The sequence below is a fragment of the Nocardioides imazamoxiresistens genome, from assembly GCF_032378595.1.
GTDB classification, from domain to species: domain Bacteria; phylum Actinomycetota; class Actinomycetes; order Propionibacteriales; family Nocardioidaceae; genus Nocardioides; species Nocardioides imazamoxiresistens.
Window position 1 is genome coordinate 75,860 of the sequence record NZ_JAVYII010000003.1, and the last position, 14,922, is coordinate 90,781.

A 14,922-nucleotide genomic window follows, 5' to 3' on the forward strand; every position below is an offset into this window, starting at 1 on the left:
CGTCGGGGCCGCTCGCACCCAGGACGAGACGGCCGCGCGCAGTGTGACACTCCTCCACCTCCCGGCGAACCGGCTGCGGGCGGGCGAGGGGTGTCCTACGGTCGCCCGGTGATCGACCTGCGCCCCGACCTCGTGCAGCTGTTCCTGGATCCCGTGGCCGGCGCCGACGGGCGCGCCGCCCGGCACCACGCCGTCGTCGAGCTCGCCCGCGCCGAGGGCCTCGTCGGCTCGGCGTTCGAGGACCCGGACGGCAGTGGCCTGCTGTCGGTGCTGCTCGCGGTCGACGCCGACGGGCGCGCCGTGCGCCTGCGCGACGGCACGCTCGGCCCCGGTCGGGCCCTCGCCGAGATCGAGGCGGACCTGACTGCGCGGCTGGCCGCGCTGCGCGCGGAGCGGGCCGGTGCCGCCCCGACGCCCGCCCACGAGCCGGTCCCGTCCGCCGACGCGCCCGTGCGTCGTGTCGCCGTCCTCGAGCGTCCGGCCGTCGTCGACGACGCGCTGGCGATCGAGGTCGCCGGGATCCTCGGCACGGACGTGCTGCTCGTGCCCGCCGACGCGCGGCTGCTCGCCGTGGCGACCGACGGGGAGGCGATGCCGGTGTGGCCGCGCCGGCTCCGGCCGGTGCTGGTGCTGGAGGAGGTCGGCGCGGACCTCACGCTGGAGGCGTACCTGCCCGACGCGGGAGCCGGGCAGCGCGGCGTCCGCGACCGCCTCGCGGCGCACGCCCTGCCGTCGTGGTCGTGGACGTGGTCGGCGCACGAGGCGACGCTGTTCGTCGACGGCGAGCGGCTCGCGGCGCTGGCGGCGGGCGTACGCACCGAGGTGCGCGAGCTGCAGGGCCAGGCCGACCCGCAGGTCCTGGCCGACGCGCTCGCGCTCGACGCCACCGGCGCCCGAGCCTGGGCCGCGCTGCTGGACCGGACCTCCGCGGCCTCGGCGGCCGAGGTCGTCGCCGCCCTCGGTCTGCCCGCCGCCGTGCCCGGCCTGCTGGCGGGCACCGCCCCCGCGGAGGAGGCCGAGGAGGCCCCCGGCGCCCGGTCGGCCGCGTACGCCGGGGCGGTGCGCGGCATGGCGGCGACCGTGCTGGCGCGACCCGAGGGCGACTCGCTGACCGCGCGGGTGCGGCGCTGGGACTGGGACCGTCCGCTGCTGTCGGTGCTGTGGATCCTGGGCGAGCTGGCGCTGGCGGGCGTGGCGGGCTGGTTCGCCGCGACGAGCGGGCACGCGCTGGACGCGACGCCGTGGCGGATCGGCCTCGGCGTCGTCGCCGCGCTGCTCGCGGTCGAGGCGGCCGGCAGCACCGTCACGCTCGTGGCGGTGCGCCGGCGGCTGTCCCGGTCGGCGGCTCAGTAGGACTTCGGCAGCCCCAGCGTGTGCATCGCGACGAAGTTGAGGATCATCTCCCGGCTCACCGGCGCGATCCGGCCCAGCCGGGCGGCGATCAGCATGTTCGCGAGGCCGTACTCCTGCGTCAGCCCGTTGCCGCCGTGCGTGTGGACCGCGACGTCGGTGGCGTTGCAGGCGATCTCGCCACCGGCGTACTTGGCCATGTTGGCGTACTCGCCCGCCCCGAAGTCGTCGCCCGCGTCGTAGAGGGCGGCGGCCTTCTGCCAGAGCAGTCGCGCCTGCTCGAGCTCGATCTTCACCTTGGCCAGCGGGTGCGCGATGCCCTGGTGGGCGCCGATCGGGGCGTCGCGCCACACCGAGCGCTCCTTCGCGTACGCGACCGCCTTGCCCAGCGCGAAGCGCGCCATGCCGCAGGAGAACGCGGCGCCCATGATCCGCTCCGGGTTCAGCCCCGCGAACAGCTGCCACATGCCGCCGTCCTCGGAGTGCGGGTCGCCGACCAGCGACGTCGCGGGCACGCGCACCTCGTCGAGGAACAGCGTGAACTGCTTCTCGGGGGCCTGCCACGCCATCGGGATGACCTGCTTGGTGAACCCCGGCGCGTCGGTCGGCACGACGAACAGGGCGGGGCGCAGCTTGCCGCTGGCCGCGTCCTTCATCCGGGCCACGACCAGGACGCTCTGCGCCTCGTCGACGCCGGAGATGTACGTCTTCTGGCCGCTGAGGACGTAGTGGTCGCCGTCCCTCGTGGCCGCGGTGGTGATGTTGTGGGAGTTGGAGCCGGCGTCGGCCTCGGTGATCCCGAACGCCATCAGGTGGGTGCCGTCGGCGATGCCGGGCAGCCAGCGCTCCTTCTGCTCGGGGGTGCCGCAGCGGGAGATGATCGAGCCGCAGATCGCGGGGCTGACCACCATCATCAGCAGCGGGGCGCCCGCCGCGGCCGACTCCTCCAGCACCGCCGCGAGGTCGGCCATCCCGCCGCCGCCCCCGCCGTGCTCCTCGGCGATGTTGACGCCGAGGAAGCCGCTGCGGCCCATCTCGAGCCACATCTCGGTCATCTTGCCGCCCTCGCGGGCCTGCTTCTCGACGTACTCGTGGCCGTACTTCCCGGCCAGCCTGGCGACCGACTCCCGCAGCGCCACACGCTCCTCGGGCTCGACGAACATCGTGCTCATCCCTGCTCCTCCCGGTCCTCGGCGGGCTCGACGACCGCCAGCACGTCGCCCGCCGCGACCTGCTGCCCTGCTGCCACGCCGATCTCGGTGACCACGCCGTCGTGCGGCGCCGCCACGGTGTGCTGCATCTTCATCGCCTCGAGCACGAGGACCGGGTCGCCGGCGCCCACCCGCGCGCCCGCCTCGACCGCGACCCGCACGACCGTGCCGGGCATCGGCGCCAGCAGCGACCCGCTGGCCACCGCGTCGGCCGGGTCGACGAAGCGCGGCACGACCCGCAGCTCGACGTGGCCCTGGGGCCCGTCGACGTCGACGGCACCGACGCCGCCGGGCGGCACGACGACCGCGTAGGTCGAGCGCACCCCGTCGGTCTCCAGCGTCACGGCGTCCGGAGCGGCGGCGACGACGGTGTGCCCGTCCAGGACGTAGCCGTCGCGCCCGCCCCACCACGCGACCTCGACCCGCTCCTCGGCCCCGGACCCGGACCCCGCGACCTCGAACGCCGTCACCTGCGGCTGCGAGACCACGTTGCGCCAGGCCACGGGCACGCCGCGCTGCACGGTGCGCGCCGCGCGGGCCGCCTCCGCGAGGGCGAGCGCGGCAGCCGCGGCTGCCGGGCGTACGCCCGCGGACCCACCGCCCCACGACCGCTCGCCGAGGAACGCCGTGCTCACGTCGCCGGCCAGGAAGGCCTCGTCCGTGAGCAGGGCGACGAGCTGGTCGCGGTTGGTGCGTACGCCGTGCAGGCGCGCCCGCCGCAGCGCCCCGGCGAGCCGCCGGGCCGCCTGGCGCCGCGTCGGCGCCCACGCGACGACCTTGGCCAGCATCGCGTCGTAGTGCGTGCCGACCTCGTCGCCCGCGGCGAACCCCGCGTCGAGGCGCAGCCCCTCCGCGGCGGTGCCGACGGCGAGCTCGGTGTCGACGTCCGGCACCTCGAACGCGCCGAGCCGGCCCGACTGGGGCTGGTAGTCGGCACCCGGGTCCTCGGCGTAGAGCCGCACCTCGATGGCGTGGCCGACCGGCTCGGGCCGGGCGGCCGGCAGCGGCGAGCCCTCGGCGACCGCGATCTGCGCGGCGACCAGGTCGACGCCGAAGACCTGCTCGGTCACCGGGTGCTCGACCTGCAGCCGGGTGTTCATCTCGAGGAAGAAGAAGTCCTGGGTGGCGGCGTCGAGGAGGAACTCGACGGTGCCCGCGCCGCGGTAGTCGATCGCCTCGGCGGCCTTGCGGGCCGCCTCGTGCAGGGCCCGCCAGGTCTCCTCGCGCAGCCCGGGCGCCGGGGCCTCCTCCACCACCTTCTGGTGGCGCCGCTGCAGGGAGCAGTCGCGCTCGCCGAGCACGACCACGCCGTCGTCGGTGCCGACGACCTGCACCTCGACGTGGCGCCCGCGCTCGAAGAAGTGCTCCACGAAGACGGTCGGGTTGCCGAAGGCGGAGGCGGCCTCGTCGGAGGCGAGCCGCACCGCTTCGTTCAGCTCGGCCAGCGTGCGCACGACGCGCATGCCACGTCCGCCGCCGCCGGCCGAGGCCTTCACGATCACCGGCAGCTCGGCCTCGGTGACCGCGCCGGGCTCCAGCCGGCCGAGCTGCGGCACGCCCGCGGCGTGCATGAGCTCCTTGGCGCGGATCTTGTCGCCCATCGCCTCGATCGACTCCGGCGACGGACCGATCCAGGTCAGCCCCGCATCGAGCACGGCCCGGGCGAAGGCGGCGTTCTCCGACAGGAAGCCGTAGCCGGGGTGGACCGCGTCGGCGCCGGAGGCGCGGGCCGCGGCCAGGACGAGGTCGGCGCGCAGGTAGGTCTCGCCCGGCGCGTCGCCCGGTAGCCGCACGGCGGTGCCGGCCTCGGCGACGAACGGCAGGTGGGCGTCGGCGTCGGAGTGCACGGCGACGGTGTCGATGCCGAGGCGTCGGCAGGTGGCCATGACGCGGCGGGCGATCTCGCCGCGGTTGGCCACCAGGACCCGGGTGATGGTGGGCATCGCGCTCACATCCTGAAGACGCCGAAGCGGTCGGTCCCGCGGATCGGCTGGTTGTCGATGACGGACAGGCAGATGCCGAGGACGGTGCGCGTGTCGCGCGGGTCGATCACGCCGTCGTCGTAGACGAGCCCGGAGAGGAAGAACGGCAGGCTCTGCTCCTCGACCTGCTGCTCGACGTAGGCGCGGATCCCGGCCGCGCCCTCCTCGTCGTACGCCTGCCCCTTGGCCTCCGCGGCCGCCCGCATCACGAGGTCCATCACCCCGGCGAGCTGCGCCGGGCCCATCACCGCGGACTTCGCGGAGGGCCACGTGAACAGGAACCGCGGGTCGTACGCCCGCCCGTTCATGCCGTAGTTCCCGGCGCCGTAGGAGGCGCCCATGATCACGGTCAGGTGCGGGACGGTCGAGTTGGAGACGGCGTTGATCATCTGGGCGCCGTGCTTGATGATCCCGCCCTGCTCGTACTCCGCGCCGACCATGTAGCCGGTCGTGTTGTGCAGGAACAGCAGCGGGGTGTCGACCTGGTTGGCGAGCTGGATGAACTGGGTCGCCTTCTGCGCCTCCTCGCTGAACAGCACGCCCTGGGCGTTGGCGAGGATCCCGATCGGGCGTCCGTGCAGCCGCGCCCAGCCGGTGACCAGCGAGGGGCCGTAGAGCGGCTTGAACTCGTCGAACGCCGCGTTGGCGCCCGGCCCCACCCCGGGTCGGGTGCCGTCGACGATCCGCAGGATCGCCTCGCGGGGGTCGAAGGGCTCCTTCAGGTCGCTGGGCACGAGGTCGAGCAGGCCGTCGGGGTCGAGGTCGGGCTCCGCGTACGCCCCCAGCTCGGCGTCGGCGCGCGCCTTGCGGTGGCCGAGCCGCGCCACGATGCGGCGTCCGATCCGGATCGCGTCGTGCTCGTCGGCGGCCAGGTGGTCGGCCAGGCCGGAGACCCGGGCGTGCATCTCGGCGCCGCCGAGCGACTCGTCGTCGGACTCCTCGCCGGTGGCCATCTTGACCAGCGGGGGGCCGCCGAGGAAGACCTTCGCGCCCTCCTTGACCATCACCGTGTAGTCGCTCATGCCGGGGATGTACGCCCCGCCCGCGGTCGAGTTGCCGAAGACCAGCGCGATCGTGGGTCGGCGCTCGGCGGAGGCGCGGGTGATGTCGCGGAACATCCGCCCGCCGGGGATGAAGATCTCCTTCTGCGTGGGCAGGTCGGCCCCGCCGGACTCCACCAGCGCGATGGTCGGCAGGCCGTTCTCCGCCGCGATCTGGGCCGCCCGGAAGGCCTTCTTGAGGGTCCAGGGGTTCGACGCCCCGCCCTTCACGGTGGGGTCGTTGGCGGTGATCATGCACTCGACGCCCTCGACCACCCCGATGCCGGTCACCAGCGAGGCGCCGACGGTGAAGTCGGAGCCCCAGCCGGCCAGCGGCGAGAGCTCGAGGAACGCGCTGCCCTCGTCGACGAGCAGCTCGATCCGCTCGCGGGCCAGCAGCTTCCCGCGGGCGTGGTGGCGACCGACGTACTTCTCCCCGCCACCGGCGACGGCCTTGGCGTTCTCGGCGTCGAGGGCGGCGATCTTCTCCAGCATCGCCTCGCGGTGCGCGCTCATCGCTCCTCCTCCAGGACCTTCTTCATCCGCTCGAGGGTGGTGCGCATGCCGGCCCGGTTGGTGCGACCGCGCAGGCGGCCGAGGACGAACCAGTAGATGCGCACCGGCAGGGAGGGGTGCAGCCGGAAGTACTCGGTCACCCGCGTGCCGCCCGCCTCCGGCTCGAGCCGGTAGCCCCAGTTGTTGACCGGCACCGCCTCGGTGCCGACGGCGAACTCGAAGACCCGCTCCGGCTCGCAGACCGTGACGCGGCACGGGGACCAGTAGGTCGGGCCGACGCCGTTGCGCTTCACGTGGCCCTTGAAGGTGGCGCCGACCTCCGGGCCGGTGTGCCCGCGGGTCCAGCGCGCCTCGAAGGTCTCGGGCGAGAACTCCCCGATCCGGGTCACGTCGCTCACCAGCGCCCACACCCGGTCCACGGGCGCGTCGACGTGGACGCTCACCTCGTCGCCGAGCGGCTTCAGCAGTCCCATCCTCGTCCTCTCCTCACGCATATCCCAGGAGCCGGGCCGACAGGTCGGCCAGCACCTCGTTCGCCCCGCCGCCGATGCCGAGCAGCCGCACGTCGCGGTAGTGGCGCTCCACCTCGGAGCCGTGCATGTAGCCGGCCCCGCCGAACAGCTGCACCGCCTCGTGGCACACCGACTCCGCCGTGCGCACCGCCGTCTCCTTGGCCAGGCAGGCCTCCGCGACGACCTGCTCGCCGGCGACGTGCCGGGCGGCGACCGCGTGCGTGTAGGTGCGGGCCACCTCGACCTGGCGCCGCATCTCGACCAGCTTGTGGCGCACGACCTGGCGGGCGGCGAGCGGCTTGCCGAACGTCTCGCGCTCGTGGCACCACGCGGCGGCGAGGTCGAGCGCGCGGGCCGCGGCCGCGTAGCCCTGCACCGCCAGCCCGATCCGCTCGACCACGAACTGCTGCGCGATCTGGACGAACCCGCTGCCCTCCTCGCCGACCAGGTTGGCGGCCGGCACGCGGCAGCCGTCGAACGAGAGCTGCGCGGTGTCCGAGCAGTGCCAGCCCATCTTCGTGAGCCGCCGGTCGACGGTGAACCCGGGCGTACCGGCCTCGACGACCAGCAGCGAGACGCCCCCGTGCCCGCGCCCGGGCTCGTACGCCCCGCCCGTGCGCACCGCGGTGGTCACGAAGTCCGCGCGCGTGCCGGAGGTGATGTACGTCTTGGCGCCGTCGACCACGTAGTGGTCGCCGTCGCGGCGCGCGGTGGTGCGGATCGAGGCGACGTCGGAGCCGCCGTCGGGCTCGGTGATCGCCAGGGAGCCGATGGTGCGCCCGGCCAGCGTGGGCCGCACGAACCGGTCGACCTGGTCGGCGTCGCCCGCCGCGGCGATGTGCGGCAGCGCGATGCCATGCGTGAACAGGCTCGCGACCAGCCCCCCGGAGCCCCCGCCGTCGAAGATCCCCTCGGTGACGGTCAGCGAGTCCAGCAGGTCGCCGCCGTCGCCGCCGACCTCCTCGGCGAAGCCGACGCCCAGCAGCCCGGCCTGCGCGGTGGTCGCGTGCAGCTCGCGCGGCAGCGCGCCCGCGTCCTCCCACTCCTGCAGGTGCGGGGCCACCGAGCGGCGGGTGAAGGCGGTCGCGGCCTCGCGCAGGGCGGTGCGCTCCGGCGTACCGGTGAAGGCGACCGCGGCGCCCAGCGTGCTCACAGCAGACCGTCCTCGACGCTGACCATCCGGCTGCGCACCCACTCCCCGAGGCCCTTGGCCTGCGGGTCGAAGCGGGTGGAGGCGGCGACGCCGGCGCCGAGCAGGCCCTTGACGACCACGTTGACGCCGCCGAGGTTCGGCAGCGGGTGGACCTCGACCTCGAGGTCGGCGGCCTCGGGCACGAGCTCGCGGACGCGGCCGGGGTCGACCAGCTTGGTCAGCCACACCACCCGCGCGTCGTGACGCTCGGGGTCGTGGCGCTGCCCGGTGGTCGCGACCCACAGCCCGATGTTGGCGTCGCCGCCCTTGTCGCCCGAGCGGGCGTGGACGAAGGTGCCCAGCGGCATCCGGCGGGTGAGCGTGTCGACGGGCGCCGGGTAGGGCGAGGGACGCTGCGCCTGCGTCGGGTCGCCGATCTCGGCCGTCGCCTCCGGGTGCGGCACGAGCACACGCTCGGTCTCCTCGCCGTCGGCGCCGAGGACGACGACCGCGTGCTCGACGGCCGCGCGGTCGACGTACGCCGGGCGGTAGACCCCGTAGGGCGACGGGCGCGCGGGCGGCGCGGTGAGGGCGAAGCCGGGGTACGACGCCAGCGCCAGCTCCACGGCGGCCCCCGTGAAGGCGCGGCCCACCTTCTCGGCGTCGGGGTCCAGCGCGGTCGCGCGCAGCAGCACCGAGGCGGACTCCTCGGTCGGGGCGTCCGCGGTCGCGGGCCCGGTGTCCGACCAGTCGAGGGTCGCCGGCCGGCCCGTCGGCGACGCGTCCAGCGCCGCCTCGACCTGGGCGCGCACCCAGGCGGCCTTGTCGTCGATGTCGAGGCCGGTCAGCACCATCTCGACGCTGTTGCGCCAGCCCCCGAGGACGTTGACGGCGACCTTCAGCCGCGGCGGCGGGGCGCTGCCGACGACACCGTCGACGCGGACCCGGTCGGGCCCGTCGGGCGTGAGCCGGATGCTGTCGAGGTGGGTGGTGACGTCGGGACCCAGGTAGCGGTGCGTCTGGATCTCGTAGACCAGCTGCGCGGTGACCGTGTCGGTGGTGACCGCCCCGCCGGTGCCGTCGTGCTTGGTGACGGTGAACGACCCGTCGGCCTCGATCTCGGCGACGGGGAAGCCGAGCGGGGTGCTCAGGGCCTCCGGCGGGAGGTCGCCGAAGCCGGAAAAGTTGCCGCCCGTGGCCTGGGCGCCGCACTCGATGACGTGGCCGGCGACGGTGGCGCCGGCGAGCCGGTCGTGGTCGTCCGGGGTCCAGCCGAACCGGGCGATCGCGGGCCCCACGACGACCGAGGCGTCCGTGACGCGGCCGGTGACCACGACGTCCGCGCCCTCGCCCAGGGCGCGGGCGATGCCGAAGGCGCCGAGGTACGCGTTCGCCGTCAGCGCCGCGGACCAGTCCCCGTCGGGCTCGAGGGCCACGGTGCCCGCCTGCAGCCCGGGCCGCAGGTCGTCGCCGGACACGTACGCCACCCGCGGCGCCAGCCCCAGGCCGTGCGCGACCTCGACCAGCTTCCGCGCGAGGCCCGCGGGGTTGAGGCCGCCGGCGTTGCTGACGATGCGCACGCCCTTCTCCAGCGCGAGGCCCAGGCAGTCCTCGGCCTGGTGCAGGAAGGTGCGGGCGTACCCCGCCGAGGCGTCCTTCATCTGGTCCTTGCCGAGGATCAGCATCGTGAGCTCGGCGAGGTAGTCGCCGGTCAGCACGTCGACGCCGTGCGGCCCGTCGGGGCCGGTCGAGACGCCCTCGAGCATCTCGCGCATGGCGGAGAGCCGGTCGCCGTAGAAGCCGGAGCAGTTGCCGACGCGCAGGACCTCGCTCATGCGTCGCCTCCCTCGGGTCGGTGGGCAGCCGGGGCGCGGCCGCCGCCGGGCGGGCCGGCGAAGGCCTGGGCGAGGTCGAGCCAACGGTCGACCTCGGCGCCGTGGGCGGTGAGGGCCAGGTCGTCGCGGTGCCGGCGCTGGGTCACGAGCTGGGCGAAGTCGACCGCGGGGCCCTCGACGCGCTGCTCGGCGTCGTCGGGGCCGTAGGTCCACACCTCGCCCGACGGGGCGGTGAGTTTCACGTGGAACGGGGCTGTCGGCGGCTCCAGACCGCGGTTGCGGTGGGCGAAGTCGCGGGTGCGGAACCCGATGTGGCACACGTGGCGCACCCCGTCGTCGTGCTCGGGGACCACGTCCAGCGCGTCGTGCACGTCGAGCCCGTGGGCCCAGGTCTCCATGTAGCGCGCGCTCGCCATCGACGTCGGGCTCATCGGCGGACCGAACCACGGCAGCTTCTCGCCCGGGTGCTCGGCCGCGTGGGCGAGCAGGGCGTCGACGAGCGCCGTACGCCCCGCGCGCCAGGTCGCCAGCAGCTCCGTCGGCGGCACCGCCCCGCCGGCCAGGGCCGAGGTGTCGACCGCGCCGTCGGGGTCCTCGAGCACGGTCAGCACGATCGCGTCCCACTCGGCCTTGTCGGTGGCGGCGTTCGCCGCGGCGGTGGCGGCCACGTCGGTCCACCACAGGTGGGCGACCTGGGTCGCGACGTCCCAGCCCTCGGCGGGGGTGGCCCGACGCCAGTCGGCCTCGGGCCGCGCGGCGACGAGGGTGTCGAGGCGCTCGGTGAGCACGACGAGGTCGGCCAGCACCGCGTCGAGCGCGCTGCCGGGGGTGGGTCGGGGATCGTTCACGCGTGCTCCTCGGTGGGGGCGGGACGGGCGAGCTCACGGTCCAGGGTCACGGCCCACTGGTCGAGGATCCGGCCGCGGCGGGCGGTGTCGTCGCCCAGCGTCGTGGCCAGGCCCAGGCCGCGGACCAGGTCGAGGGTGGCCTGCACGAGCTCGCGCACGCCCGGGCGCGACTCGTCGGCGCCCAGCAGCTCGACGGCGAGGCGGTGGGTCTCGCGGCCGAGGTGGCGCTCGAACGGTGCGACGGCCTCCAGCAGCGCGGGATCGGTGCGCGCCGCGACCCACAGCTCGAGCGCCGAGGCGAAGACCGGACCGACGAAGTGGTCGGCGAACATGCCGAGCACGGCCCGGGTGCGGCCCTCGCCCTCCGGCAGCCGCGCGACGGCTGCGGCGAGCTCGTCACGGCGTACCGCCGCCAGGTGCTCCACGGCCGCCACCACCAGGTCGGTCTTCGACGGGAAGTGGTGCAGCTGCGCCCCGCGGCTCACCCCGGCGCGCTGCGAGACCACCGTCGTGGAGGTGCCCGACCAGCCGCGCTCGGCCAGCACCTCGACGCACGCCTCGAGCAGACGGGCCCGCATCGCGCGGGTGCGCTCCGTCTGCGGCACGCGGGTCGTGGTCACGCGGCCCACCCTGGGGGACGGAGAGACAAACAGTCAAGACTGACTTTTAGTGGGTCGGCCCGGCGAGCCGTCCCCGCCAGCGGCCAAGAAAACGCGGACCCGCTCCCAGGGAACGCGGACGCAGCCACGCCGGAAGGGCGTCTCCGTCCGCGTTCTCCCGCCGCCCGTCCGCGTTTTCTCGTCGACGAGCCCGGTCGCTCGACCCGGTCGCTCACGCCGACCCCGGGCGTACCGGCCGGTAGCCCCGCGACCGCCCCTGCGCCACACTGCGTCCATGGCGACGATCCTCATCACCGGGGCGAGCTCGGGCCTGGGCGCGGAGATGGCCCGGCAGTTCGCGGACAAGGGCTACGACCTGGCGCTGTGCGCGCGGCGCACCGAGCGGCTCGAGGAGCTGCGCGAGGAGATCCGGCTGCGGCACCCGGAGCGGCGGGTGGAGGTACGCACGCTCGACGTCACCGACGAGGACGCCGTCTTCGAGGTGTTCCGCGACCTCGCCTCCACGCTGGGCCGCCTCGACCGCGTGGTCGTCAACGCGGGGCTCGGCAAGGGCGCCCGGCTCGGCACCGGCAAGCAGCACGCCAACCGGCAGACCGCGACGACCAACTTCCTCGGGGCGCTCGCCCAGACCGAGGCGGCGCTCGAGGTGTTCCGGGCGCAGGACGCGGGCCACCTGGTGATGGTCTCCTCGATGGCCGCCGTGCGGGGGATGCCGGGCACGACGACGACGTACGCCGCGACCAAGGCCGCCGTGGCCCACCTCGCGGAGGGCGTGCGGGTCGACGTCTACGGCACGCCGATCAAGGTGACGGTGCTCTACCCGGGGTTCATCACCTCCGAGATGAACGACGGCACGAACGGCGACCCGCCGCTGATCGTCTCGACCGAGAAGGGCGTGCGGGCGATGGTCGCGGCGATCGAGAAGGAGAAGGACTCGGCGTTCGTCCCGCCGCTGCCCTGGGCGCCGCTGAGCCTCGTGATGCGGCACGCGCCGCTGCCGCTGTACCGCAAGCTGGTCTGAGCCGGTCGGTCCGGCGTCGCACCGGACCGTGCACCGGACTCTGTGCCGGTTCGCTCGACCTGGGCCCCGTTCAGACGGGGCCTAGGACGAGCGTTACCCGGTGAACCGGGTAGTCCAGAGGGTCACGGACACGGCCCGGCCTCGAGGTGCGTGTGCTCGTTGAACGACACGAGGCGTACGCCGCGCAGGCCCACCGTCACCTTCGTCACGGACGAGTTGACGACCACGGGGTGCAGGCGGCTCCACGCGCCGGCGAGCTCGCTGGGCGGCAGCTCGGGCGCCCACAGGCCGATCAGCGCGGCGGTGAGCCAGGCGATCGGGCCGCCGGAGGTGACCACGACGACGGTGCTGGTGCTGCCCGCCCGGTCGGCGGCGTCGAGCAGCGCGCCGTGCGTGCGCAGGGCGAAGTCGGCGAAGCTCTCGCCGTAGTCGTGGTGCTCGCCGCTGGTCCAGCGCAGCATGGCGGCCTGCATCCACTGCTGGAACTGCTGCGGCTCGGGCGCACCGCCGCCGACCATGGTCGGGATCCGGTCGCGCAGGACCCCGTCGCGGTCGTACTCGTCCCACCGCTCGTCGACCACGACCCGGGGCGTCCAGCCGGCCGCCTCGACGAGCCCCTCGGTGGTCTCGCGCTGCGTCCCGAGCGTGCCGCGCACGACGATGTCGGGCGTCACGCCGCGCGACGCGAGCGCGCCGCCGAGCAGCCGCGACTGCTCCCAGCCGAGCGGCGAGAGCGTGTCCTCGTCGCCGGACTCCCAGGTCGCCTGGCCGTGGCGCACCAGCAGCAGGGTGCCCATCAGGACCTCGGCTCCCGTGCGTACGAAGCGTGCTGGGTGTCGATGTCCGTGCTCCCTCCGGCGCGTCCGCGCCCGCTCTGCGGCCGATCGCCATTGTGTCGGAGAGGATGGGTCCGCGAGGCCGAATGGAGGAGTTCACGACGATGCGCACCACGACGAGGTCCCCCGGCGGGGCGAGGACGCGGACGGCGCTGCTCGCGCTCGCCGTCGCGGCGACCGGCACCCTGAGCGCCTGCAGCGACGACGGCCGCGAGGAGGCCGCGGACGCGGCGGACCGGTTCGCCGAGGCGCTGGTCTCGGGCGACTTCGACGAGGTCGGGTTCACCGACGCGGACACCGCGGACGTCGCGGAGCAGTACGCGACCATCGTCGCCGGCATGGGCGGCACCGAGCCGGACGTGGCCGCGGACGAGGTGGACGTCGAGGACGGCACCGGCACGGCCCGGCTGTCGTGGTCGTGGGACGTGCGGGCCACGACGTGGACCTACACCACCGAGGTCGCGCTGCGGCGCGCCGACGACGACGCCTGGCAGGTCGGCTGGACCCCCGAGGTCGTGGAGGGCTCGCTCGCACCGGGCGAGCGGCTGAGCGCCTCCGTCGTCGCGCCCCAGCGGGGCGACGTGCTCGCCGGCGACGGCCAGCCGATCGTGACCCTGCGCGACGTGATCCGCTACGGCATCGACCGCTCGCTGACCGACCCCGAGACGGCGCAGACCTCCGCCCGGGCGCTCGCGGAGGCGCTCGAGATCGACGCGGACGCCTACGTCCAGCGCGTCGCCGCCGCCGGCGAGCGCGCGTTCGTCGAAGCCCTGGTGGTGCGCGCGGAGGACGCCGACCTGGAGCTCCTGGCCGGTACGCCGGGGGTCGCCGCCCTGCCCCAGCAGCGCTCGCTCGCGCCGACGCGCACCTTCGCGGCGCCGATCCTCGGCTCCGTGGGGGAGGCGACCGCCGAGGTGGTCGAGGAGTCCGACGGCGCGGTCGCGGCCGGCGACGTCGTGGGGCTGAGCGGGTTGCAGGCCCGCTACGACGACCAGCTGCGCGGCGAGGCCGGGCTGCGCGTGGTCGCGGAGGACGAGGACGGCGAGCGGCGCGAGCTGCACACCGTCGAGGCCGTCGCGGGCACGCCGCTGCCGACCACCCTCAGCATCGGGCTGCAGCAGCTCGCGGAGACGCAGCTCGCCGGCGTCGGGCCGGCCAGCGCCCTCGTCGCGATCCGCCCCTCGGACGGCGCGGTCCTGGCCGCGGCCAGCGGCCCCGGCTCGGGCGGGCAGAACACGGCGACCTTCGGCCAGTACGCCCCGGGGTCGACCTTCAAGGTCGTCACGTCCCTGGCCCTGCTGCGCGCGGGCCTCACCCCCGACGCGACCGTCACGTGCCCCGCGACCACCACCGTCGACGGCCGCACGTTCGGCAACTACAGCGACTACCCGGCCGGCGGCACGGGCGACATCCCGCTGCGCACGGCGGTCGCCAACTCCTGCAACACCGCCTTCATCACCAGCCGCGACCTCCTCGCCCCGGGCGACCTCGCCGGGGCCGCGGCGGCGCTCGGCCTGGGGGTCGACCACGACCTGGGCTTCCCGGCGTACTTCGGCCAGGTGCCCGAGCCCGAGAGCCAGACCGAGGACGCCGCGTCGCTGATCGGCCAGGGCCGCGTGCTCGCCTCGCCCCTGACGATGGCGACGGTCGCCGCCTCGGTCGCCGCGGGCCGCACCGTGGTGCCGCAGCTGCTCCCCGAGGTGGACACGGCGCCGGCCGAGCCCGCGACGCCCCTGACCGCGGAGGAGACCGCCGCCCTGCAGGAGATGATGCGCGGCGTCGTGACCGACGGCAGCGGGCGCGTGCTCGCCGGCGTGCCCGGCGACCCCGTGGGCGCCAAGACGGGGACCGCGGAGTACGGCACCGAGACCCCGCCGGCCACCCACGCCTGGATGATCGCCTTCCAGGGCGACCTCGCCGTCGCCGTGTTCGTGGAGACCGGCGAGTCCGGGTCCAGCACCGCCGGCCCCGTCCTGGCCGCGTTCCTGGAGGGCGCTCGAGGTTGAGCACGGGCCGCGA

12 protein-coding genes are annotated in these 14,922 nt (G+C 75.1%); 3 read left to right on the forward strand and 9 right to left on the reverse strand.

Annotated elements, in window-relative coordinates; translation table 11 throughout:
- Positions 1 to 108: 108 nt before the first annotated feature.
- Entirely contained in the window at positions 109 to 1,353 is a 1,245-nt protein-coding gene (locus RDV89_RS07280; RefSeq protein WP_315732297.1) for a hypothetical protein, read from the forward strand.
- On the opposite strand, the gene RDV89_RS07285 is transcribed toward RDV89_RS07280, so the two are convergent.
- Genes RDV89_RS07285 through RDV89_RS07320 form a run of 8 tightly spaced genes read right to left on the reverse strand, consistent with a single transcriptional unit; the run spans position 1,347 to position 11,046 of the window.
- Positions 1,347 to 2,522, reverse strand: coding sequence for an acyl-CoA dehydrogenase family protein (locus tag RDV89_RS07285; protein ID WP_315732298.1), 1,176 nt, complete (start codon positions 2,520 to 2,522; stop codon positions 1,347 to 1,349). The two genes, RDV89_RS07280 and RDV89_RS07285, sit on opposite strands and share 7 nt — an antisense overlap.
- Positions 2,519 to 4,504, reverse strand: a complete 1,986-nt coding sequence (locus tag RDV89_RS07290) for an ATP-binding protein (RefSeq protein ID WP_315732299.1) — start codon at positions 4,502 to 4,504, stop codon at positions 2,519 to 2,521. The genes RDV89_RS07285 and RDV89_RS07290 overlap by 4 nt, the downstream gene beginning before the upstream one ends.
- Positions 4,505 to 4,509: 5 nt before the next feature.
- Positions 4,510 to 6,099 carry an acyl-CoA carboxylase subunit beta gene (locus RDV89_RS07295; RefSeq protein WP_315732300.1) on the reverse strand — a complete coding sequence of 530 codons (1,590 nt, stop codon included), beginning with the start codon at positions 6,097 to 6,099 and terminating at the stop codon, positions 4,510 to 4,512.
- Positions 6,096 to 6,572, reverse strand: coding sequence for an SRPBCC family protein (locus RDV89_RS07300; RefSeq protein WP_315732301.1), 477 nt, complete (start codon positions 6,570 to 6,572; stop codon positions 6,096 to 6,098). The genes RDV89_RS07295 and RDV89_RS07300 overlap by 4 nt, the downstream gene beginning before the upstream one ends.
- Before the next feature lie 13 nt (positions 6,573 to 6,585).
- Positions 6,586 to 7,764, reverse strand: coding sequence for an acyl-CoA dehydrogenase family protein (locus tag RDV89_RS07305; RefSeq protein WP_315732302.1), 1,179 nt, complete (start codon positions 7,762 to 7,764; stop codon positions 6,586 to 6,588).
- Positions 7,761 to 9,578, reverse strand: a complete 1,818-nt coding sequence (locus RDV89_RS07310) for an acyclic terpene utilization AtuA family protein (RefSeq protein ID WP_315732303.1) — start codon at positions 9,576 to 9,578, stop codon at positions 7,761 to 7,763. Before RDV89_RS07310 ends, RDV89_RS07305 begins: the two co-directional genes overlap by 4 nt.
- Positions 9,575 to 10,426, reverse strand: coding sequence for a TIGR03084 family metal-binding protein (locus tag RDV89_RS07315; RefSeq protein WP_315732304.1), 852 nt, complete (start codon positions 10,424 to 10,426; stop codon positions 9,575 to 9,577). Before RDV89_RS07315 ends, RDV89_RS07310 begins: the two co-directional genes overlap by 4 nt.
- Positions 10,423 to 11,046: a TetR/AcrR family transcriptional regulator gene (locus tag RDV89_RS07320; protein ID WP_315732305.1), complete on the reverse strand. Its 624-nt coding sequence runs from the start codon at positions 11,044 to 11,046 to the stop codon at positions 10,423 to 10,425. The genes RDV89_RS07315 and RDV89_RS07320 overlap by 4 nt, the downstream gene beginning before the upstream one ends.
- A gap of 274 nt (positions 11,047 to 11,320) precedes the next feature.
- Between RDV89_RS07320 and RDV89_RS07325 the strand changes: the two genes are divergently transcribed.
- Entirely contained in the window at positions 11,321 to 12,067 is a 747-nt protein-coding gene (locus tag RDV89_RS07325) for an SDR family oxidoreductase (RefSeq protein ID WP_315732306.1), read from the forward strand.
- A gap of 122 nt (positions 12,068 to 12,189) precedes the next feature.
- On the opposite strand, the gene RDV89_RS07330 is transcribed toward RDV89_RS07325, so the two are convergent.
- Positions 12,190 to 12,864: a histidine phosphatase family protein gene (locus tag RDV89_RS07330; protein ID WP_315732307.1), complete on the reverse strand. Its 675-nt coding sequence runs from the start codon at positions 12,862 to 12,864 to the stop codon at positions 12,190 to 12,192.
- Positions 12,865 to 13,007: 143 nt separating this feature from the next.
- Here RDV89_RS07330 and RDV89_RS07335 point away from each other — a divergent pair, with 143 nt between their 5' ends.
- Entirely contained in the window at positions 13,008 to 14,909 is a 1,902-nt protein-coding gene (locus RDV89_RS07335; RefSeq protein ID WP_315732308.1) for a penicillin-binding transpeptidase domain-containing protein, read from the forward strand.
- Positions 14,910 to 14,922 lie beyond the last annotated feature (13 nt).

What these genes read in the sequence shown, in the direction of transcription:
- RDV89_RS07285 (WP_315732298.1), bottom strand. Translation starts at nt 2,522, where the DNA reads ATGAGCACGATGTTCGTCGAGCCCGAGGAGCGTGTGGCGCTGCGGGAG.
- RDV89_RS07290 (WP_315732299.1), bottom strand. Translation starts at nt 4,504, where the DNA reads ATGCCCACCATCACCCGGGTCCTGGTGGCCAACCGCGGCGAGATCGCC.
- RDV89_RS07295 (WP_315732300.1), bottom strand. Translation starts at nt 6,099, where the DNA reads ATGAGCGCGCACCGCGAGGCGATGCTGGAGAAGATCGCCGCCCTCGAC.
- RDV89_RS07300 (WP_315732301.1), bottom strand. Translation starts at nt 6,572, where the DNA reads ATGGGACTGCTGAAGCCGCTCGGCGACGAGGTGAGCGTCCACGTCGAC.
- RDV89_RS07310 (WP_315732303.1), bottom strand. Translation starts at nt 9,578, where the DNA reads ATGAGCGAGGTCCTGCGCGTCGGCAACTGCTCCGGCTTCTACGGCGAC.
- RDV89_RS07325 (WP_315732306.1), top strand. Translation starts at nt 11,321, where the DNA reads ATGGCGACGATCCTCATCACCGGGGCGAGCTCGGGCCTGGGCGCGGAG.
- RDV89_RS07330 (WP_315732307.1), bottom strand. Translation starts at nt 12,864, where the DNA reads ATGGGCACCCTGCTGCTGGTGCGCCACGGCCAGGCGACCTGGGAGTCC.
- RDV89_RS07335 (WP_315732308.1), top strand. Translation starts at nt 13,008, where the DNA reads ATGCGCACCACGACGAGGTCCCCCGGCGGGGCGAGGACGCGGACGGCG.